The organism is Halioglobus maricola (assembly GCF_009388985.1).
Lineage (GTDB): Bacteria > Pseudomonadota > Gammaproteobacteria > Pseudomonadales > Halieaceae > Halioglobus > Halioglobus maricola.
Genome location: NZ_CP036422.1, coordinates 2,903,962 through 2,923,147 on the forward strand (window position 1 = coordinate 2,903,962; position 19,186 = coordinate 2,923,147).

Genomic DNA, 19,186 nt, shown 5'->3' on the forward strand with positions numbered 1-19,186 from the left:
TCACAACGGAGTAGAGTGACAAGCACAATGAATAAGCAACTGCCCCGCGAAGACAGCCAGCCCTGGTACAAACAGTTCTGGCCATGGTTCCTCTTTAGCCTGCCCGCAGTGGTCGTTGTCGCCGGCATTAACATGGTCTTCGTAGCCCATGAGGGCGCCGACGATCTCGTTGTTGACGAGTACTACAAAAACGGCCTCGCGATCAATCGCAAACTGGAAAAGCTCGAGCGCGCAAAGGAACTGCGTATCGGCGCCGCCCTCGCCATCAATGGCAGTGATATCGTCATTGTGACCAGCGGCGAGGTGGACCAGAACCAGTTGCGTCTGGCTCTGTCACACCCGCTGGAGTCCAATCGGGATTTCGAACTGATGCTGGTACAGAGCGTCCCTGGCGAATATCGCGGAAGATTGCCAGCAGAAATCGCTCCGCGCTGGCACTGGGCGCTGATCAACGACGGTGAACCCGCGTGGCGTCTTGACGGTTCCATCACTGCAGCCGACTTTGGCACAGGTACAGGTGGCTGACAGCGACACCTCGCTCAATGGGGAGCCCTGCTATCACTGTGGTGAGGAAATACCCCCGGGCATTCTCCTCGACGTAGAAATAGGCGGGAAAAATCGCCCCATGTGTTGCCCCGGCTGTCGTGCGGTAGCCGGCATGATCGCGGCCAACGGTCTGGACAATTTCTATGAACAGCGCACCGCTTACAGCGAGCGTCCCCCTGAAACCGAATTCCAGCTCAACGACCAATATCTTATCTACGATGAGCCTGAAATGGCGGAGCGTTTTGTCACGCACAACAGCGACGGCACTGTCTCCGCGCGGATTCTACTGGGCGGTATCACCTGTGCAGCCTGTACCTGGTTAATTGAACAAACCCTGGCGCCGGTGGCTGGTGTCATCAGTGCGTTGGTCAACCTGCAGCAAAGTCGACTGGATATTTGCCTGGATCCGGCGCAGATCAAGCTCAGCGAAATTTTCTCCCGGCTGGAATCCCTGGGCTATCGCCCCCGCCCCTTCCACAGCAGCACCCAGCGCGATCAGATGCAGTCGGATTACAGACGTGATCTGCGTCGTCTGGGCGTAGCGGGTTTCGGCATGATGCAGGTGGGCATGTTTGCCGTGGCCCTGCACGCGGGTGACATCCAGGGGATTCAGCAGGAATATCAGGGGCTACTCCGCGGCTTTAGCCTGCTCGTCTCGACCTTCGTGGTGTTCTTCTCCGCAGGAACGTTTTTCACCACTGCCTGGCGCCACCTTAAACAGGGCGCATTGGTCATGGACCTGCCGGTGGCGCTGGCCATCGGTCTCGCCTGGCTTGCCAGCGCATGGGCAACGCTCACTGGCACGGGCCAGGTCTATTTTGACTCGGTGGTGATGTTCACTTTCTTCCTGCTACTGGGACGGTTCCTGGAAGCTCGCGTAAGGCAACGCCACGCCATGACATGGTTTGACGCCGAGAGCACGCTCCCGGACGCAGTGAGCTGCAAACGCGACGGTGCCTGGGTCACTGTGCCGCGCACCCAGGTAGGCGAAGGTGATACCGTGCTCCTGCGCCCGGGCCAAACCATCCCTGTAGACGCTACGGTTAGCAATGGCCAAAGCGCCGTGCGTGAAGACACATTTAACGGCGAACACTTGCCCCGCACCGTGGGGGAAGGCGACACAGTCTACGCCGGCACCATCAATGTCGAGGCCAGCGTCGAAGCCGAGGTGCTCGGCAGTTACCTCGAGAGCCGTCTGGCGGCACTGCAGCAATCGGTAGAAGCGGCCCAGACGGAGAAACCGCTACTTGCCAGAATGGCCGATCAAGTGGCGTCGTGGTTTGTTGCGGGCGTGTTGCTGGTGACATCGGCCACTGCCTTCATCTGGTATCAGATAGACCCCTCCCAGGCCCTGTGGATCTCGCTCTCGGTACTCGTCATCAGCTGTCCCTGTGCATTGGCCCTGGCCACGCCTGCCGCGCTCACCTCGGCCGCCAGCGCCCTGCGTGGACACGGCGTAATCGTGCGTGGCGAAAACGCCCTCGAGGCCCTGTCGCGCTCGACGCATATGCTATTCGATAAGACCGGCACGCTGACCGAAGGCAGCCTTACAGTCGCCGAGGTCAAGCTACTCGGAACAGCAGGACACGACGAGGTAATGGCTATTGCCAGCGCACTGCAACGCTATTCCAATCATCCGCTCAGCCATGCGTTTACTGAGCTGGAGAGCGCTGCAGGCTTCACCGAGGTCGAATATTTCGTCGCTGCGGGCTTGGAAGGTGAGCGCGAAACGCGGAGCTACCGTATGGGCAGCGAAGCTTTCTGTCGCGCCATATGCTCTGACCTGCAAGCCCAACCCAACTCACCCCTTTACTGGGTGGCACTTTGCAGCGACGTGGAACCGCTGGCCTGGATTGGCCTGAGCGATCCGCTGCGCGAGGAGGCGTCACAGGTAGTCACCACAGCACACACAGGAGGCCTGCAAGTGGGCCTGCTCACTGGTGACAGTTCCCCAGCCGGCCCGGCGCTGGCAGCGCAGCTGCAACTAGACAGCTGCGCCCACGGGCTGCAACCCCAGCAAAAAATGGCAGAGGTCCAGAAGCTGCAGAGTCAGGGTGCCGTGGTGGTCATGGTCGGCGACGGCCTTAACGATGCTCCCGTGCTGCGCATGGCAGACGCCTCCTTCGCGGTCGCAGGTGCGACCGACCTCGCCCGTACCCAGGCAGATTTCGTGGTGGTAGGCGGCGATTTGAACGCCGTCACCTACACCTGGATCCAGGCCAAACGCTGCCGCCGGATCATCCTGCAGAACTTTAGCTGGGCGCTGGGGTACAATCTGAGTGCGATCCCGCTAGCCGCAATGGGTTATGTTCCGCCCTGGGCTGCCGCGATCGGAATGTCGTTAAGTTCGTTACTGGTAGTGGTAAACTCGCTGCGCCTCAACCGACAACCGTCCCCCTAGGAAAATTCACTGTGGACAGCTTGTATCTGCTCATCCCCATCGCCATCGTCTTTGTCGCGGTGGGCATAAAACTGCTGCTCTGGGCGATCGACAACGGTCAGTACGACGACCTGGACAAGGAAGCATGGAGCATTCTTAACGAAGACAAGCGGGCCGAAAAAAAGCAGCCCTCTCAGAGTCAGGTCAACGATGACTCCCACTGAACTGAGCCTTGTTTCCGCATTCACGCTTGGCCTTGCCGGCAGCGGCCACTGCCTGGGCATGTGCGGCGGTATCGCGGCGGCGCTGAACCTGGGCGGCCAGCGACCCACATCGGTAACGCTTTCCTATCACACGGGCAGAATTCTCAGCTACACCCTGCTGGGCGGCTTGCTTGGGCTGATAGCGGGCAGCATTGACCTCGTTGCCTGGACCATCGGCCTGCGCTATCTGGCAGGCTTCCTGCTCATTGCCATGGGTCTGTCTGTTGCAAACTGGTGGCAGGGTATCCGCTTCATAGAGCAAGCCGGCAGCGTCTTGTGGAAACCTGTGCAGAGTTTCTCCTCGCGATTCCTGCCGGTAAAAAATCCGTTGCAAGGCCTGGCTCTGGGGTTGTGCTGGGGGCTCATGCCCTGCGGTCTGATTTACTCCGCCCTGGCGTGGTCGGCCACCGCCCAGAGCGCGCCGGTCTCTGCCGCGCTGATGCTGTGTTTCGGCCTGGGCACACTGCCAGCGATGCTCGCGGTATCACTTGGCGCGGATAAGCTACAAGTTTTCCTACGCCGACGGGGATTGAAGATCTTCATTGCATTGATGCTCATCGCCTCTGGCACCTGGACAATCTACCTGGTCTACTCACACGGCGAGCATCTCAAGCACAAAGCACCCGGTGCTGTACCGATGCAGATAGAAGAGATGGATCACTCGAAGATGGGACATCATTAAGCGGCGCTCCCGCGTCGTTTACTCCATGGGTATGCACAAAGCCATCGCTGACACTATTCTCGAGGCAGCCTCCGCTCGCGCAATTAGTGGCACCACCGTGATACAGACGCTGTGGAGCGGCTATGGGGAGATTGTGCGTGCAGACCTGCAAGGCAGTGAACACGACTCTGTCATCCTCAAGCACATACAATTGCCTGACACTGGCGACCACCCTCGCGGTTGGAACACCGATCTTTCTCATCAGCGAAAAATACGTTCCTATCAGGTGGAAACACATTGGTACGAACACTACGCCCAACGCTGCGATGACCATTGTCCCGTTCCCGCCTGCCTTGCGGTAAATACTGCTGAAAATGAAACCTTACTCGTTCTGACCGACCTTGATGCGGCAGGTTTCGATGATCGCAAGGACCACGTCGACATCGAAGACATCCATGCCTGCCTCGATTGGCTGGCAAACTTTCATGCTCTATTCCTGCACAGTTCAGCACAGGGGCTCTGGGACTGCGGAACGTACTGGCACCTCGACACGCGCCCTGATGAACTTGAAGCACTCGAGGATGCCGCCCTGCGGCGCGCCGCACCGCTAATTGACCAGCGCTTGAAGCAATGTCGCCACCAAACACTGGTTCATGGTGATGCCAAGCTCGCCAATTTCTGTTTCACAAAAGACACCCCGCTCCCCCGTGTTGCCGCCGTGGACTTCCAATACGTGGGACGCGGCTGCGGCATGAAGGATGTTGCGTACTTTATCGGCAGCTGCCTGCGAGAAGACCAATGCGAGGCGCTTGAGCACCAACTGTTGGATCGCTACTTCTCTGTCTTATGCAAGCGGATCGGGCAGGAACAACCCGGTACAGATGTGGCAGATCTTGAAAGAGAATGGCGTGAGTTGTACGCGTTTGCATGGGCAGACTTTCACCGTTTTATCAAAGGCTGGAGCCCCGGCCACTGGAAAATCAATAGTTACAGCGAACGCCTGAGCCGCGAAGTCATCGCAGCCTTATAATTAACTGCACGGACATAAAAAAGCCCGACTCATAATGAGCCGGGCCAGGCGCCATGTGACCGTAGGTGAGCCGGCCACACGGGGATCTTGAGATCAGAACTTGTAGGCGATACCGATGTTGTACACCCAGGGGTCGATGTCGACATCGAACTTGACCTTGGCACCACCAGCTTCTTTCAGTTTTACGGTAGCGGTAGTGTCGATATCGATGTACCAGACACCTGCATTAAGCGCCCAGTTTTCACCCAGTGGAATATCTACCCCGGCAGAGGCAGACAAGCCGAAAGAATCGTCCAGATCCAGGTCGGCCTTACCTACGATGGCTTCCAGATCACTATTGGCTTCTTCGTCGAAGAAGTAAGTGTAGTTGACGCCAATACCGACGTAAGGCTGCCAGCCATCAGCAGCACCGCGAGGGTACCACTGTACACTCAGGGTAGGCGGCAGATGTTTGGTTTCGCCCGCTTGCGCATCGACTTCATTAACGTCAATGTCGTGGCTGAACGGAGTTGCGGCCAATAGTTCGATACCCCAGTAGGGATCTACCATATAGGCGCCAATGATGGACAGCTGGGTGTCGTCATCAACATCAACGGTAACAGGCAGGGACTCATCGACAATATCGCTGTCGGCGTCCGGGGCAACGGTGACGGCACCTGCGCGCAGAATCCAATCGCCAGCCTCGTAGGCCTGGGTTACAGCGGCACCACTTGCCAGGGCGGCAGCAACGGCCAGGGTTAAAATTTTCTTCATGCTCTACTCCTCACTATGGACATATAACGAGGAGTTTGCGGTCCCCTCATCATTTGTGCGTATAGTAGGAGCCGCAGTAAATATGAACATTGATCCCAGTCAAGAGAACCGCCGGGTGCGCAGGGAAAACGCAATTACTCCCACGGATAATCGAGATCTCGACCACAGCCACGATAACGTCGACCGTCCAGCTCTATCGTTACTGAAAACGGGTATTCGACATCTGCCATCGTGTCGCGACAGAACGCATTGTCAATCACAACACTTAGCCGATGCCCCGACGCTTCAGCGGCATACTCTCTTACATCGCCGTTCTCGCTCTTCACCTGGTCAGGGAAAAGTAATACCGTCGATCCGTAGTCGCCTCTGAAGAGAATATTCTGGCCGTCGCGAATCTCCAGCGACCAAGCGGGCTCATTGCCCACCGCGCGAAAGTTTACGCCGCGACGGCGCGCATCTTCCCAGGGAGCGCGGGCATGATTAATCTCGCAATCGCTGTAGCGCAAGCCGTCAACTTCCAGAATAGCCTCCTGCCCCTTGCTCCAGAACAGGATATCGCCCTCCTGATATTTGGTACCGGAGGCAGCGCGCACCTGCGAGAGCACCACATAGCGATCTTCCAACCACAGCGCCATCTCGCCCGGGCCGACGCGGGTCATAAACTCAATGTCAGCGCACTCGTAGACATAGGTTTTTCCCATAGGTCGACTGTCGGGAACAAAGTCAGCCGGGGCTTCGACTTTGTCTTGCCCGGCGCATGCGGCGAGCATTGCCAGAAATAGGCAGACTATTAGCTTTCTCACGGTTCACTCCAGTTTTTGTGCTGCGCGCTGCCGGCGGCTCCGGCGCAAGCTGTCAGCGGTCACGAATGCCAGCCCCACCCATACCATACCAAATGCGATTGCCTGCACCAGATCGAAGGGCTCCTTAAAGACCAGCAGCGCCACCAGTAATTGCGCGGTTGGCCCAATATAGAAAATAAGGCCAAGGGCAGTCAGCGGCAACAAACGGCTCGAAGCCACATAGGTGATCAGGGGAATCGCTGTGAAGGCCCCTGCCCCCAGCAGGAATAAATCTACTTTCAGGCCGTGAGCACCCAACCCTGCCCACTCGTGCGTCAGCATCCAGGCGAGCGCAAAGGGCGACATCATCAAGGTCTCAATAAACAGCCCCTCCAGGGAGTCTACCGAGACTTTTTTGCGAATAGCGCCGTACAAACTGAAACTACCGGCCAGGCCCAAAGCCACCAGCGGTAGGCCGCCGTGGTAAACGAATTGCAACAGGACCGCTGCGATAGCGAAGGCAATACCGACTTGCTGGGCCCGATCAATCTTTTCATTGAACACTGTCAGGCCTATCACAACGTTCAGTAAAGGGAGCAGGAAATAGCCAAGGCTGGCCTCAGTCGCCTGACCATTGCTGATAGCCCAGAGAAAGATCAGCCAGTTGGTCCCACCAAGAAGCGCGGCAATGGCCATAATGCCAAGGACTCGCGGCTGGGTCATCAGGCGCAGCGCGCCAGCCAGACGCCCACTGACCAGCAGACATAGAAATACAAAGGGCACTGACCACAAAGCCCGATGGGCCAGCAGGTCACGTGAATCGACGGGTTCGGTCTGCATCCAGTAAAGCGCAGCGAAACCCCATATCAGGTATGCGGTGACGCCGTAAAGAGCGCCCCGCCGCTGGTCACTCATAGCGGCAAGCATATCGGGTCCGTCAGCTGAAGAAAGGCATGGCGATCATACGCAAAGCCAGCACAGAAACCAGTGTTTTAAAAAGTGGCGCGAAGTTTCTCTGGGGTATCAGACCTCGCATTCGAGTACCCACCCAGGATCCCGCTATGACCGCAGCCGCCATCGCCAGCATCAGTGGCCACCAGGGACCAAAGCTGAAGCCCAGCATAGCGAACGCAGCCAGCCTGATAGCGTGATTGAGGCTCATGTAGAGCGCCGTATTAACCACGACCCAGTCCCGCTCCTGATTGCGCCGTAACAACAACGATGCGCCTAATGGGCCCGTCGCGCCCGCCAGCATTCCTAATCCGGTCTGGTAGAAGCCAAGCACTGCCAGTGCCAGCTGACCACCACCGGGGACCTGAGGTAAGGGCACCCAGGTAATCAGTAGTATCAAAACGCCAATGATCGCGGGCAACCAGAACAGATCTATCTGGCCATAGATCTCGCCACCCCCCCAAGCACCCGCTATCGCGCCCAACGCAAAAGCAGGCACGATAGACCATGCAATATCGCGCCAGCCAAATGCAGCACGGGAGGCATTGCTGGCTAGCTGAGTAAACGCGTGAACAGGAATGATAGCTTGCGCCGGCAAGAGCCCTGGCATGGCGGCAATCAACAGCATGCCACCTCCCAGTCCCATCACGCCGGCGATAGCCGATGTAACAAAAGCCACCGGCACCAGAATCAGTTCGGCGCCCACGACCAACTTATTCGGCCAGCTGTTTTTCCAACAACGCCAGCGAGGCCTTTGGATTCATCAGCTTGATGGTGCGGGTTTCGAGTTGTTTGTCGTCGGCCCCATCGAGAATAAGCTGACGCAGCTCGGCCATCGTCAGGTCTGGCGCGAGGGCCAGCAATTTACCCGCAAGGTTCAGCACCTGTGGAGACGACATGGACGTGCCATTCAAGGGAATCCTGTCACCGCCCGGGACATAGCTCTCAACCTCAAAGCCATTGGCGTAGATGTCGACATTGCCGAGACTGGTGAAGCTGGTCTCGTCTCCGGCAATATCTACCGCCCCTACGGTCAGCAGGTTAGGGTACTCATAGCTGCTGGGGTAAAACTCATCAAACTTCACATCGTTGTCGGAATTACCCGCGCTGGTGATAAACAGGATCTCGGGCGAACCGCCAATAGCTTCGCGCAGGCCCTCGTCACCGATTTTATACAACTTTCGCGCCAGAGCTTTGCGCTCTTCTGGCGTGTCGCCAATGTTGTGAGCTTCAAGGGAAGATTCGATACCACGAACACTCCCGCCCCAACTCATATTCACAGCTCGCACACCGTTGTCGCGGAAATAGTCACCCGCTGCGCGGAACATAGCACCATCGCGCTCAGCCTGCTCTATCGTCGGCTTGGGCGGCATCTGCGTGTGGCTGTATGTCATACGGGCCACGAGCAGTTCAGCAAAAGGGTTGCCAGCAAGGGCGATACCAGACACGTGAGTGCCGTGAGCATAACCACCGTACAGGCTCAGGTTTTCCAGAAAAGCGGGTATTTCCTCCTGCGGCAAACTGGAGATATATTTGCGCAGTGCTGCAGCTTCAGGGCTATCGATGTTGGAGCTGTTGTCGCCGAGGCCTTTTGCGTGGCCCTGCAAGTCTGCTGGATTTACACCGAATTTTTCTTCAATCGGGCGCAACAGATCCGGCACTTTCTCGCCTTTCAGGTTGTAGGCAAAACCGTGGATATCATCGACAAAGCCGTTCTTGTCGTCATCAATGTTGTTGCCCGGAATCTCATTCTGATTAGTCCACAAGTGGCTGGCGAGACCCGGAATCGATGTATCGACGCCGCTGTCCCATACCGAGAGGACAACCGGGCTACCCTTGGCAGTACTTGGGAGCACCACTTCGCGCGCCGCCCAGATGTCTACCTTCGCCACATCATTAGCCGCAATATAATCGGCGTATACGGTGCCAACGATCGCTCGATTGGGAATGAACGAATCCAGGGTGAAGCTCACCGAAACGAGGGTGGAGGCAACGTCATAACTGATTTCACCGCCGGTATTGTCTACCAGTGGCTGGTAAGTGGATTCCATATTCCCCAGCACCAGCGCCTCGGTCAAAATCTCGGAGCGACCCTTGCCACTTTTAAGATTGTCCTGCACCGTGCTGTAGGGCAGCGCCTCTACCAGCCGGGTAAGCTCGGCTTGCAAAGCCTCTGCGTCTCCGCCCTTGCCTGCCAATTCAACCGTCGCCAGAGCTTCGCCAAAAAGGCCCATGGTCAAACGATTGGCATCCTTGCTTTCCAATTCACGGCGTTTGCCCAGGTAGTCGAGATAGTCCTGCCAGCGCCCCTCAAGGATCGCGATCGTGCCCAATACCGAATAGAACCCTTGAACCGTGTTGTCGTCACGAATGTCATACTTGGCCAGATCGCCTTCAACGTCTGCCTGGACCTGATCTGCCAGCTCGCGCAGGACTTCGCGGTTTTCCTCAGCGTAGAGGTCGACCACCTTTATATTCAGCTCGTATGTGTGCCGGGGAAGATCGTCCTGTGTCTCGATAACAGGCTTGGCCGCGGCGGCGGCCAGGGGAAGTGCGACAAGCAACAGCGCGCTGCCAAGAGTTGTCATTATTTTCACGGTCAAAGCTCCAGAACCAAAACGGGCAGTATTGGTGAATACTGCCCGTCGGTCCAGCCCTTTGCGGTGAAATGCAGATCAGATCGTGCCCTGCTCCCGGGCCATATCCAGCGCCAGATCCTCGATCATATCTTCCTGTCCACCCACGGTGCGACGGCGGCCAAGTTCCAGCAGGATATCCCGGCTTGAAAGCTTGTACTTCTCTGCGGAGCGCTTGGCAAATAGCAGGAACGATGAATACACCCCCGCGTAGCCCAGCGTCAGGGCATCTCTGTCGATTCGAACCTGTTCGTCCATTAGCGGCGTAATCAGGTCCTCAGCGATATCCATCGCCTTAAAGGTATCGACACCGGTCTCAATACCCATGCGGTCGCAAACAGCAATAAAGACCTCGAGCGGCGTGTTTCCTGCCCCCGCGCCAAGTCCCGCCATGGAACCATCGATGCGGTTGGCGCCTGCCGCTACTGCGGCAATCGAGTTTGCCACCCCCATGGCGAGATTGTGGTGGCCGTGAAAACCAATCTCGGTTTCGGGCCTGAGCTCTGCTCGCGCCAGTGCCACTCGTGCAGTCACATCGTCGGGAAGCATGTAGCCGGCCGAGTCGGTGATATAGACACAGTTGGCACCGTAGTCCTCCATCAATTTGAGCTGGGCCAGCAAGGCTTCCGGCTCAATCATATGCGCCATCATGAGGAAGCCGACCGTGTCCAGCCCATTCATGGAGGCCGCCATCTTGATGTGCTGCTCACAGACATCTGCCTCCGTGCAATGGCTCGCCACGCGGATCGTGGATATTCCGCAATCGACAGCCATCTTCAAGTGATCGACCGTGCCGATCCCTGGCAGCAGGAGCGCCGAAACGCGAGTGTTCTTCATTTCCTTGCAGACCGCGGTCAGGTACTCCTCATCCGAGGCTGCGGGGAAACCATAGTTCACCGAGGTGCCACCGAGGCCATCGCCATGGGTGACTTCAATCAACGGCACGCCGGCCTCGTCCATCGCCCTGGAAACCGTCACCATTTCATCCACGGTAATCTGGTGGCGCTTGGGGTGCATACCATCGCGCAGACACATGTCGTGCACGGTTACTTTCTTGCCTTTCAAATCCATAGTGCTCACTCCTTACGCCGCGGTAGGCACAAATGTGCCAGCCTGGATTTCCTCAGCGTACATCTCTGCGGTACGCAGGCCCGCGGCTGTCATGATGTCCAGATTACCCGCATATTTCGGCAGGAAGTCACCAAGACCCTCCACTTCCATATATATCGATACCCGCTTCCCGTCGAACACCGGGCCATTCTTCAAGGTGTAGCCAGGCACATATTTCTGCACTTCGGCTATCATTTGCTGAATGGACTCGGTAATCGCGGCTTCGTCGGGTTCGCTTTCAGTCAGACAATGCACGGTGTCGCGCATGATCAGCGGCGGCTCCGCAGGGTTGATGATAATAATCGCCTTACCGCTACTCGCTCCGCCGCAAATCTCAATACCGCGGGAGGTTGTGCGAGTGAACTCATCGATGTTCTTGCGCGTTCCAGGGCCGGCAGACTTGGAACTGACGGTCGCCACAATTTCTCCGTATGCAACTTTTTGCACTCGACTGACTGCAGCCACCAGGGGAATGGTCGCCTGGCCCCCGCAGGTCACCATATTCACGTTCATCGCTTTCTCAGCCACGGCTTCGGCAAGATTCACCGAGGGCACGCAAAAAGGGCCAATCGCTGCAGGGGTAAGATCAATCATCACCGCGCCCTGCGCGTTGACCTTGCGGCTATTCTCGGCATGAACGTAAGCACTGGTAGCATCGAAGCAGATTTGCACGCCGTCTTCCCGCATATGCGGCACCATACCGTCCACACCTTCGGCGGTAGTCTTCAACCCCATCTCCCTGGCCCGGGCCAGCCCGGGAGACTCAGGTTCCACACCCACCATCCACACCGGTTCGATCACGTCACTACGCATCGCTTTCATCAACAAGTCGGTGCCGATATTGCCGGGGCCTATGATGGCAGCCTTGATTTTCTCAGTCATAACTAGGTTCCTTTAAACAAACTTGCAGCTGCAGCCGCCGACGCCCTCGATCTCCAGGCTCATCTCGTCGCCCGGCACCACAGGAATCAACGGCGCCAGCGAACCGGAGAGGATCACCTCACCGGCCTTGAATGGAATACCGAACTCACCCAGGGTATTGGCCAGCCACGCAACGGCCGTCAGGGGATTACCCTGTACGGCACTACCCAGCCCCTCGGAATGCAACTCGCCGTTCTTGTAGATTTTCATTTTGAGCCCGGGGAGGTCGTGATCCCGCGGATCCACTTCACAGTCGCCCAGCACGTAAACGCCGCAAGAAGCGTTGTCAGCTACTGTGTCCTGAATCTTGATTTTCCAATCATCGATACGGGAGTCCACAATCTCGAAACAGGGCATAATTGTTTCTGTAGCCGCCAGCACATCCGCTTCGGTCACACCGGGCCCTACCAGATCCTGTTTTAGGCGAAATGCGATTTCGCCCTCTGCGCGAGGCTGGATCAAATTGTCCGCCACGGGAATGTCCGCGCCGTCGGGGTACACCATCGCGTCGGTGAGAAACCCAAAATCCGGTTGGAAAACGCCGAGCATGTCCTGCACCGGTTTGCTGGTGACGCCGATCTTCTTGCCGACGATTGTCTCGTTGTCGTCATCCACGCGGCGATTCAGCATGTGCAGGCTGATGTGATAAGCATCATCAATGGTGATGTCACTGTACTGCTCGGTGAGGGGCGCCAGCGTGCGGCACTCGCGCAGAGCCGTGTAAAGCTCGTCGCCAAGTTGCTTGATTATCCGGGGATCCATAACTGTGTCTCTAGCTGAGCAAGGGGCGTAATTCTACACCGCCCCTGCAACAGTAGGGGTTCAAATTGATTGTCTAACCCGGGGTTCTCAGCCGTGCTCGAGGAAATCCAGGCAGGCACGGTTAAACATTCCCTCGTGCTCCACCATCACCCAGTGACCGCACTCGTTAACCAGGATAGTCCGCAGATGGGGAATCGCCTTGACCATCTTGTGCAGGCCGCTCTCGGGCATCATCTGTTCGTCCATACCCCAGAAGCCAAGGCAGGGGCATTCAATGCCAGGCAGCTGGTCTACGAGATTGGGGATTTGCATGGTAGCCATCACATGGCCGTTCATGATCTGCATAATCTGCATGCGTTCAGCCACCAGTTCGTCGGTGGCGAGTTCGCCGTTGTACATCAAGCCGGTGGCGAACAGATCTTTCATTACCTCTGGGGTGACGGCTGCGCCGGACGAGAACGTCTGGAATACCTTCTGCATACCTGGCATGGCCTGATACTCAGGCAGGTCATTCAGGCCTCCAGGCGCCATGAGGATAAGTTTCTCGACCAGCTCCGGATATTCCAACGCCAGGCCAAACGCAATTGCACCGCCAAGAGAATTGCCCACCACAGTACACTTGCTGACGCCGGCAACATCCAACGTCTGTTTAATGCATTCGACGAAAAAGGACAGAGGATGATCTACATCATCGGGCTTGTCGGAAAAGCCGTAGCCGATGTGATCAGGCACGATGCAGCGGTATCCCCGCTCCGCCAGGAAAGGGTAATTCCCCTTAAAATTAGAGTGCCCACTGGCACCCGGGCCCGAGCCATGCAGGAACAGGACGACCTCGCCCTGCCCCTCATCGAGGTAATGAATCCTGTAGCCGTTGGCGCATTCGGCATAGTTCGCTTCCGGCAGCAGGCCGTTCATACCCATATTCAGATCCTCGCTCTAAATGGCATAGTCGACATTTTCTTCACCGAACATCACGCCACCCAGATTGTTGGCGAAAGGCGCTGAATGGTTCGCTACATGAGCCTGGCTGCACAAGACATCCAGGTGGAAATCCAGCAACTCGCTTCCCAGGCGAACACCACCCGACCCAGAGGCCTTGAGCATGCGGCTGGTCAGCGCCAGGGCGCGATCGGCGACCACAGCTGAGTCATATCGGTAGCGTATGCGATCGTCCACCGGGATCGGTTCGCCTGCGCGGCACTTTTCCATCATGGCATCAAAGTTGCGCACCATGACCAGCTTCATCTCTTCTATGTCAGCGCGCGCCTCTGCCGCCAGCTGGCGTGCCGCAGGATCATTCTTCATTTTGTTGGGCCCTACCTGACGTGTCTTGGCCACATCAATAAAGGCCTGCAATGCTCCTTCACAGGCGCCCAGACTGGCCGTGCAAACGGCACGGACGAATACCTGCATAAACGGCATCCGGTACAAAGGGGCATCGTTAACTGCGTTACCGGGGTTATCGCACAGGAAGCCGTCCATGGACTTGTGCGTGCGGTGCTCCGGCACAAACACATCGTCCACCACGATGTCGTGACTGCCCGTTCCCTGCAGGCCGACAACATCCCAGTTATCGGCTATTTCGTAATCCTCAATAGGCACCAGGAAAGTCCGGTAATTGGCCATATCAAATGGCGCTTCTGGCGTGGGCACTACAGCACCCAGGAAGGCCCATTTACAGTGTTCAGAGCCACTGGAAAAACTCCAGCGACCGCTCAGGCGAAAGCCCCCATCAACCACTTTGACCTTGCCCACAGGGGCGTACGAAGAAGAAATCAGTACGCTGGGATCATCCGCCCATACATCCTGTGCGGCCTGATCGTCGAAGACCGCGAGCTGCCAGTTGTGGACCGCGATCACCCCCAGAATCCAGGCGCTGGAGGGGCAGGATCGAGCCACCTCGTAACCGACCATATAAAACACTTGTGGGTCCATAGCGTAACCACCCCACTGCTCGGGCTGCAGAATCTTGAAGAAGCCTGCATCATGAAAGTCCTGCACTGTGGCGTCGGGTACCCGACGGTCGGCTTTGCACTGGGCGCGTCGCTGCACAAGGGCTGGCCCCATTGCTCGTGCGGCCTCGATCAGCTCTTGGGCGCGGGAAGATTCTAGTCCGTATTCGTTCATGGCATATCTACCTGTTGCATCGTTCTGAATTTGATCACTTATATGAGTGTGTCACTCTATGGCCTGCCAGCTCTCGCCGCATCCTTCATTTGGGGTATCGCCATAGTCCGGCGACTACTCGACAACCGCTTCACCAAAAGTCGTTGGCGGGCCGAAAAACTCGCGATGCGAAGGCGGCTGGCTGCCGTCGCTATCGGTAACCCCGTAACTGGCAGCGAGTTCCGCGCCTATCCACACCTGACCCGAGCGTGTCATCAGATCCGGGTCTTCGAACAATGCGGCGATAATTCGACCGGTGAACTCAGGCGTTTCGCAGGTGGCCATGAGCTCGGCATATTTTTCCGGCTCAGCAGCGAAAACTCGCTGGCTACGCTCTGTTAGCAGCAGCCCCATCCAGATCGACATGACGGCGACACCGTGCGGTTTAAAATCGTAAGCCATATCGTGAGCCATCTTATCGACGGCCGCCTTGCCGGCGCCATAGGCAGGGCCATGCATGTAGATCCTGCCCCCAAATGACGAGGTGTTTACAATCAGGCCACGCTGCGCCTCGAGCAGCAGCGGCGCCGCGAAGTAGGCCGCAACGTAGTGAGAGCGCATTCCCACGCCCCAGATATCAGTGAGCTCCAGGGGTTTCTCCCAGAAAGGCCCCGGCGTTACCAAGGCATCGTGCAGCGCAGTCGCGTTGTTCACCAGAATATTGAGATATCCCTGTTCTGCGAGAATCTGAGCAAACAGAGCCTCCACCTGAGCGTCGTCTGCGTGGTCACAATATACGGCGATACCTTCGCCGCCCGCAGCCGTTACCGCAGCAGCGGTAGCGTCAACCGTTCCCGGCAGGGACGCATCGCCCTCCCTGCGAGAACGCCCAGTAACATAGACGGTGGCTCCTGCGGCACCGAGTGCCACTGCGATGCCCTTCCCTGCCCCACGGCTTGCACCTGTTACCAGGGCGACTGTTTTCTGTTGCTGGTTCATCGCGGTTCCTTTACCGACGCAAGAAGCTTCTCTACTATTATTTCAACTAGCGCCTAATCCTAGGCAGCTGAAGAGCGCGCGCCAAGCCCGGCGGACTCCAGCATTAAACCCGGAGCAACTATTTCCTGTGCGACCATTTCTACTCCCCTGCCTGCTGGCTCTCATCAGCACTGCGCCGATCGCACAGGCGGAACAGCGCCTCGCTTTCTCTGCTCAATCGCCGCTCTGGTTGCGGGCAGTAGGAAAGCTCGAGGTTTCCGGCAGCCAGGTTGAGAACGGTTACCGCAAGCACAAGCGAGAGGATTGCAGCGGCACCCTGATCGCCCGCAACCCCGACAGCAACCAGGCAGATATCGTCGTCACCGCGTGGCATTGTCTGGAGTACTACAACGATCTCAGCCGGCCCATCGTCTTCACCCTACTGCCAAATAGCGATACGCCGCTGGTACGCGAGGCCCGCCGCATAGCCTCGGGAGGCAACATGGATGCCGACTGGGCCCTGCTCAAACTGACCCGGTCGGTCAGCGCGGAGCAGGTGCGCGGCCTCACCGTCCATCCGCAGCAGGCAGATACCGGTCTTCAGATTGTTATGGCTGGGTATTCTGGCGATCAAGGGTTGGGGGACAACGGCGAGGTGATGACCTACCACTCTGGATGTCGCATTACCGCGCAATCGCGCCGTGCGAGTGAGAGTAACTGCGAGGCCTACAAGGGCGCGTCCGGAGGGGCTGTCATCCAGGTAACCGAAGGAGGCGCCCCGCAACTTGCAGGGGTCATTTCCCGCGGCGACAGCGAGACGGTAAGCATATTCGTTCCGATAGCGGGCTTCAGGACGTCCCTGAATCAGGCTCTTCGCTAAGCTGGCGCGCCGGCGGAGGTGAGCCAATGTGATACTCACCTCGCTCTGCAGCGAGCTGAGTCTGCTTCTGGCGCTCTTCGAAGCGTGCCCGCTGCTCCGGGGTCAACTCGTCGGCACAGCGTGGACAACAAATGCCCGCGCGGTATTTTTCTGAAGATTTGTCAGCCTCGGTGATCGGCATGCGGCATCCGTAGCAGAGATCATAGCTGCCTTTTTCCAGCTGGTGATTAACCGCGACCCGGTTATCAAAAACATAACACTCGCCTTCCCAGGCGCTCTCTTGCGCAGGGACCTCCTCGAGGTATTTGAGGATGCCGCCCTGAAGGTGGTACACCTCTTCGAAGCCCTCCTGCAGCATATATGCGGAGGCCTTTTCACAGCGGATGCCACCGGTACAGAACATCGCCACTTTCTTGTGCTTGCCAGGATCGAGGTTTTGCCTTACATAGTCGGGGAATTCACGGAAACTGTCCGTACACGGATCGATCGCGCCGCGAAAGCTGCCTATCTCGTATTCATAATCGTTGCGAGTATCGATCAGCAATACCTCAGGGTCACTGATCAACGCATTCCAATCTGAGGGCTTCACATACGTGCCCACAACCCGGTTGGGGTCAATACCTTCGACCCCCATGGTGACAATTTCCTTTTTGAGTTTCACCTTCATGCGATAGAAGGGCATCGCACTATCCAGAGACTCCTTGTGCTCCAACGCGGCAAGACGCGGATCAGCGCGCAGATAATCCAACACCGCGTCGATACCCTCTCGAGTACCGGCAATTGTGCCGTTGATCCCCTCACCAGCGAGCAAGAGAGTTCCTTTCACGTCATGCCGGCTACAGATATCCAACAGCGGCTCGCGCAGTTCAGCATAATCATCGAGGGTGACAAATCGATACAGGGCGGCGACGACAATCTCGCTCATGCTTCAGCCTTTGAGCCGCCGAGGCAATCAGGCGAGGCTGGCGCAGCTCCTTCCCGCTCGGCCCATTCGCCCGGGGTATAGATGTGCAGAGCCAGCGCGTGAACCGGGCCGGCCAACTGGTCGGCCAGCGCTCCATAGACCTGCTGGTGTCTGGCCACCTTGCGTTTACCCTCGAAACCCACGCTTACAAGGACAACCTTGAAGTGGGTTTCCGAATTGGCCGGCACGCTGTGCATGTGGCTTTCGTTCACCACTTCCAGCGCCACAGGCTGAAACTGGTCGGTAAGTATTTGCTCGATTTCTTGCTGGACGATCATTATGGCCTCCTTTGCGGGGGGCAATATTATACCCGAGCGAACTCAATCTCGCCGCAGGGTGGCGCGAAATTGCCCAGGGGTCTTGCCGGTCCATTTTTTGAATGAGCGATGGAACGCGCTGGGATCGGTAAAACCCATCTCCAGCGCCACCTCATTGATCGACAGATCGTGGCGATTGAGACACAGTTTGGCCGCTTCGCAGCGAGCTTCATCCTTAAGTTGCTGAAAGGTTGTGCCCTCGCGTTTCAACCTGCGGCGCAGGGTTGGCGCCGACATTGCCAGTGCACTACAAATCATCTCAAAACTGGGAAAACCGGCGCTGAAATCGTGACCGATCATCGCCCGGACCTGGGCCGAAAGGTTATCGGTACCCGGGTGACTCTCCATAATCAGCATCTGGTAGGGCGCAGTGCGCAGAAACTCGCGCAGTGAGTGCTGGGTGTGAACCACTGGCCAGGTCAGGCACTCACTGTCGAAATAAAGCAGATCATTGGTCTGTCCGTAGTAAACCGGACAGTGAAAAAGCGCCTCATATTTCTCCGGTTTTGCAGGAGGCTCGCCAGTGAAATCGACCCGGTGCAACTTGATGGGTCTGCCACACAACCAGCCAAAAAACCGGTGCCAGACCTGCAGCCCATAAACATCCGCAGGGCCAACCTGGGGGCGCTCGCTGCGATCAATAGTGCGATAGCCCACCCGGGCATGCTCCTGGGAAAAATTGGCATAGAGCTGGCTGCGCTCATCGAAGAAGGTCCGATAAAACTCGGAGGCACGCTGAATGGCCTGACCAAGATTGTCACAAGAGATAATGCAGTAACACATCATCCGAAATGCGCCAGGTGCTACCAACTCGCTGCCGGTGACCCCAAAAGTCTCATCCTGCAATAGCCGCAGCACCTGCTGATACACCTGCGAATACTGCATCGCCGAAATCTCAGCCCGGTAAGCGGGCGCACTTTCGACAAAGGGATCGAACTCGATTCCAGCCTCGGCCAGCATGCCACTGAAATCATAGCCGCGATCGCTGACCATACGCAGCAAGGTATTCAAAAAACGTGTGGGTACGCGATCACTCAAAGCCGGGAGCCGCCAAATAAGCCAGCGCGCATCTTAGCAGATCGCAGCGACTCTGCGGCAAGACCCGGGCGGCCAAACTGCGTATACTGAGTTCAGTCATCGACAGGA

The 19,186-nt window shown here is 57.3% G+C and carries 20 protein-coding genes; 6 read left to right on the top strand and 14 right to left on the bottom strand.

Translation table 11 applies throughout. From position 1 onward, the window contains the following. The first annotated feature begins 27 nt into the window (after window positions 1-27). The 5 genes from EY643_RS13250 to EY643_RS13270 are packed head-to-tail and all read left to right on the top strand — an operon-like array spanning window position 28 to window position 4,880. Entirely contained in the window at window positions 28-525 is a 498-nt protein-coding gene (locus EY643_RS13250) for a FixH family protein (protein ID WP_153239686.1), read from the top strand. Next, the gene (locus EY643_RS13255; RefSeq protein ID WP_240732703.1) at window positions 503-2,947 is read left to right on the top strand and encodes a heavy metal translocating P-type ATPase; all 2,445 of its coding nucleotides are present in this window, start codon (window positions 503-505) and stop codon (window positions 2,945-2,947) included. Before EY643_RS13250 ends, EY643_RS13255 begins: the two co-directional genes overlap by 23 nt. A gap of 11 nt (window positions 2,948-2,958) precedes the next feature. Continuing rightward, window positions 2,959-3,150, top strand: a complete 192-nt coding sequence (gene ccoS / locus EY643_RS13260; RefSeq protein WP_153239687.1) for a cbb3-type cytochrome oxidase assembly protein CcoS — start codon at window positions 2,959-2,961, stop codon at window positions 3,148-3,150. After that, window positions 3,137-3,871, top strand: coding sequence for a sulfite exporter TauE/SafE family protein (locus EY643_RS13265; RefSeq protein WP_153239688.1), 735 nt, complete (start codon window positions 3,137-3,139; stop codon window positions 3,869-3,871). The genes ccoS and EY643_RS13265 overlap by 14 nt, the downstream gene beginning before the upstream one ends. 25 nt (window positions 3,872-3,896) lie before the next feature. Further along, on the top strand, window positions 3,897-4,880 hold the full coding sequence (locus EY643_RS13270; protein ID WP_205743062.1) for a phosphotransferase: 984 nt from the start codon (window positions 3,897-3,899) through the stop codon (window positions 4,878-4,880). Window positions 4,881-4,973: 93 nt separating this feature from the next. On the opposite strand, the gene EY643_RS13275 is transcribed toward EY643_RS13270, so the two are convergent. From EY643_RS13275 to EY643_RS13325, 11 genes are all read right to left on the bottom strand, one after another. Continuing rightward, entirely contained in the window at window positions 4,974-5,633 is a 660-nt protein-coding gene (locus EY643_RS13275; RefSeq protein ID WP_153239689.1) for an OmpW/AlkL family protein, read from the bottom strand. A gap of 134 nt (window positions 5,634-5,767) precedes the next feature. Next, the gene (locus tag EY643_RS13280; protein ID WP_153239690.1) at window positions 5,768-6,436 is read right to left on the bottom strand and encodes a COG3650 family protein; all 669 of its coding nucleotides are present in this window, start codon (window positions 6,434-6,436) and stop codon (window positions 5,768-5,770) included. A 3-nt stretch (window positions 6,437-6,439) separates the two neighbouring features. Next, window positions 6,440-7,330, bottom strand: coding sequence for an EamA family transporter RarD (rarD, locus tag EY643_RS13285; RefSeq protein WP_153239691.1), 891 nt, complete (start codon window positions 7,328-7,330; stop codon window positions 6,440-6,442). Between the two features lie 22 nt (window positions 7,331-7,352). Continuing rightward, a complete protein-coding gene (locus EY643_RS13290) occupies window positions 7,353-8,072 on the bottom strand; it encodes a TSUP family transporter (protein ID WP_205743063.1) in 720 nt (239 codons plus the stop codon). Between the two features lie 7 nt (window positions 8,073-8,079). Further along, entirely contained in the window at window positions 8,080-9,954 is a 1,875-nt protein-coding gene (locus EY643_RS13295) for a S8 family serine peptidase (RefSeq protein WP_240732903.1), read from the bottom strand. Between the two features lie 87 nt (window positions 9,955-10,041). After that, window positions 10,042-11,073 carry a 4-hydroxy-2-oxovalerate aldolase gene (gene dmpG, locus EY643_RS13300; RefSeq protein WP_153239693.1) on the bottom strand — a complete coding sequence of 344 codons (1,032 nt, stop codon included), beginning with the start codon at window positions 11,071-11,073 and terminating at the stop codon, window positions 10,042-10,044. Window positions 11,074-11,085: 12 nt separating this feature from the next. Then, a complete protein-coding gene (locus EY643_RS13305) occupies window positions 11,086-11,994 on the bottom strand; it encodes an acetaldehyde dehydrogenase (acetylating) (protein WP_153239694.1) in 909 nt (302 codons plus the stop codon). Window positions 11,995-12,006: 12 nt separating this feature from the next. Continuing rightward, on the bottom strand, window positions 12,007-12,795 hold the full coding sequence (locus EY643_RS13310; protein WP_153239695.1) for a fumarylacetoacetate hydrolase family protein: 789 nt from the start codon (window positions 12,793-12,795) through the stop codon (window positions 12,007-12,009). Window positions 12,796-12,882: 87 nt separating this feature from the next. Next, entirely contained in the window at window positions 12,883-13,716 is an 834-nt protein-coding gene (locus EY643_RS13315) for an alpha/beta fold hydrolase (RefSeq protein WP_153239696.1), read from the bottom strand. Between the two features lie 15 nt (window positions 13,717-13,731). Then, entirely contained in the window at window positions 13,732-14,922 is a 1,191-nt protein-coding gene (locus EY643_RS13320; protein WP_153239697.1) for an acyl-CoA dehydrogenase family protein, read from the bottom strand. Window positions 14,923-15,036: 114 nt separating this feature from the next. Then, window positions 15,037-15,900 (bottom strand): SDR family NAD(P)-dependent oxidoreductase, encoded by an 864-nt coding sequence (locus tag EY643_RS13325; protein WP_153239698.1) that lies wholly within the window; start codon window positions 15,898-15,900, stop codon window positions 15,037-15,039. 127 nt (window positions 15,901-16,027) lie between these two features. On the opposite strand from EY643_RS13325, the gene EY643_RS13330 reads away from it, so the two are divergent. Further along, entirely contained in the window at window positions 16,028-16,759 is a 732-nt protein-coding gene (locus tag EY643_RS13330; protein WP_170287395.1) for a trypsin-like serine peptidase, read from the top strand. Here EY643_RS13330 and trhO read toward each other — a convergent pair. Genes trhO through EY643_RS13345 form a run of 3 tightly spaced genes read right to left on the bottom strand, consistent with a single transcriptional unit; the run spans window position 16,728 to window position 19,078 of the window. Continuing rightward, window positions 16,728-17,684 (bottom strand): oxygen-dependent tRNA uridine(34) hydroxylase TrhO, encoded by a 957-nt coding sequence (gene trhO / locus EY643_RS13335; RefSeq protein ID WP_153239700.1) that lies wholly within the window; start codon window positions 17,682-17,684, stop codon window positions 16,728-16,730. The genes EY643_RS13330 and trhO overlap by 32 nt on opposite strands. After that, on the bottom strand, window positions 17,681-18,001 hold the full coding sequence (locus tag EY643_RS13340) for a BolA family protein (protein ID WP_153239701.1): 321 nt from the start codon (window positions 17,999-18,001) through the stop codon (window positions 17,681-17,683). The genes trhO and EY643_RS13340 overlap by 4 nt, the downstream gene beginning before the upstream one ends. Window positions 18,002-18,043: 42 nt before the next feature. Continuing rightward, complete coding sequence (locus EY643_RS13345) at window positions 18,044-19,078, bottom strand: AraC family transcriptional regulator (RefSeq protein WP_240732704.1); 1,035 nt, start codon at window positions 19,076-19,078, stop codon at window positions 18,044-18,046. Between the last annotated feature and the right edge of the window lie 108 nt (window positions 19,079-19,186).

Excerpts from the sequence above, each read along its gene's own strand:
- EY643_RS13250 (WP_153239686.1), top strand. The coding sequence starts at position 28 with ATGAATAAGCAACTGCCCCGCGAAGACAGCCAGCCCTGGTACAAACAG.
- EY643_RS13265 (WP_153239688.1), top strand. The coding sequence starts at position 3,137 with ATGACTCCCACTGAACTGAGCCTTGTTTCCGCATTCACGCTTGGCCTT.
- EY643_RS13270 (WP_205743062.1), top strand. The coding sequence starts at position 3,897 with ATGGGTATGCACAAAGCCATCGCTGACACTATTCTCGAGGCAGCCTCC.
- EY643_RS13275 (WP_153239689.1), bottom strand. The coding sequence starts at position 5,633 with ATGAAGAAAATTTTAACCCTGGCCGTTGCTGCCGCCCTGGCAAGTGGT.
- rarD (WP_153239691.1), bottom strand. The coding sequence starts at position 7,330 with ATGAGTGACCAGCGGCGGGGCGCTCTTTACGGCGTCACCGCATACCTG.
- EY643_RS13295 (WP_240732903.1), bottom strand. The coding sequence starts at position 9,954 with ATGACAACTCTTGGCAGCGCGCTGTTGCTTGTCGCACTTCCCCTGGCC.
- dmpG (WP_153239693.1), bottom strand. The coding sequence starts at position 11,073 with ATGGATTTGAAAGGCAAGAAAGTAACCGTGCACGACATGTGTCTGCGC.
- EY643_RS13305 (WP_153239694.1), bottom strand. The coding sequence starts at position 11,994 with ATGACTGAGAAAATCAAGGCTGCCATCATAGGCCCCGGCAATATCGGC.
- EY643_RS13310 (WP_153239695.1), bottom strand. The coding sequence starts at position 12,795 with ATGGATCCCCGGATAATCAAGCAACTTGGCGACGAGCTTTACACGGCT.
- EY643_RS13315 (WP_153239696.1), bottom strand. The coding sequence starts at position 13,716 with ATGGGTATGAACGGCCTGCTGCCGGAAGCGAACTATGCCGAATGCGCC.
- EY643_RS13320 (WP_153239697.1), bottom strand. The coding sequence starts at position 14,922 with ATGAACGAATACGGACTAGAATCTTCCCGCGCCCAAGAGCTGATCGAG.
- EY643_RS13325 (WP_153239698.1), bottom strand. The coding sequence starts at position 15,900 with ATGAACCAGCAACAGAAAACAGTCGCCCTGGTAACAGGTGCAAGCCGT.
- trhO (WP_153239700.1), bottom strand. The coding sequence starts at position 17,684 with ATGAGCGAGATTGTCGTCGCCGCCCTGTATCGATTTGTCACCCTCGAT.
- EY643_RS13340 (WP_153239701.1), bottom strand. The coding sequence starts at position 18,001 with ATGATCGTCCAGCAAGAAATCGAGCAAATACTTACCGACCAGTTTCAG.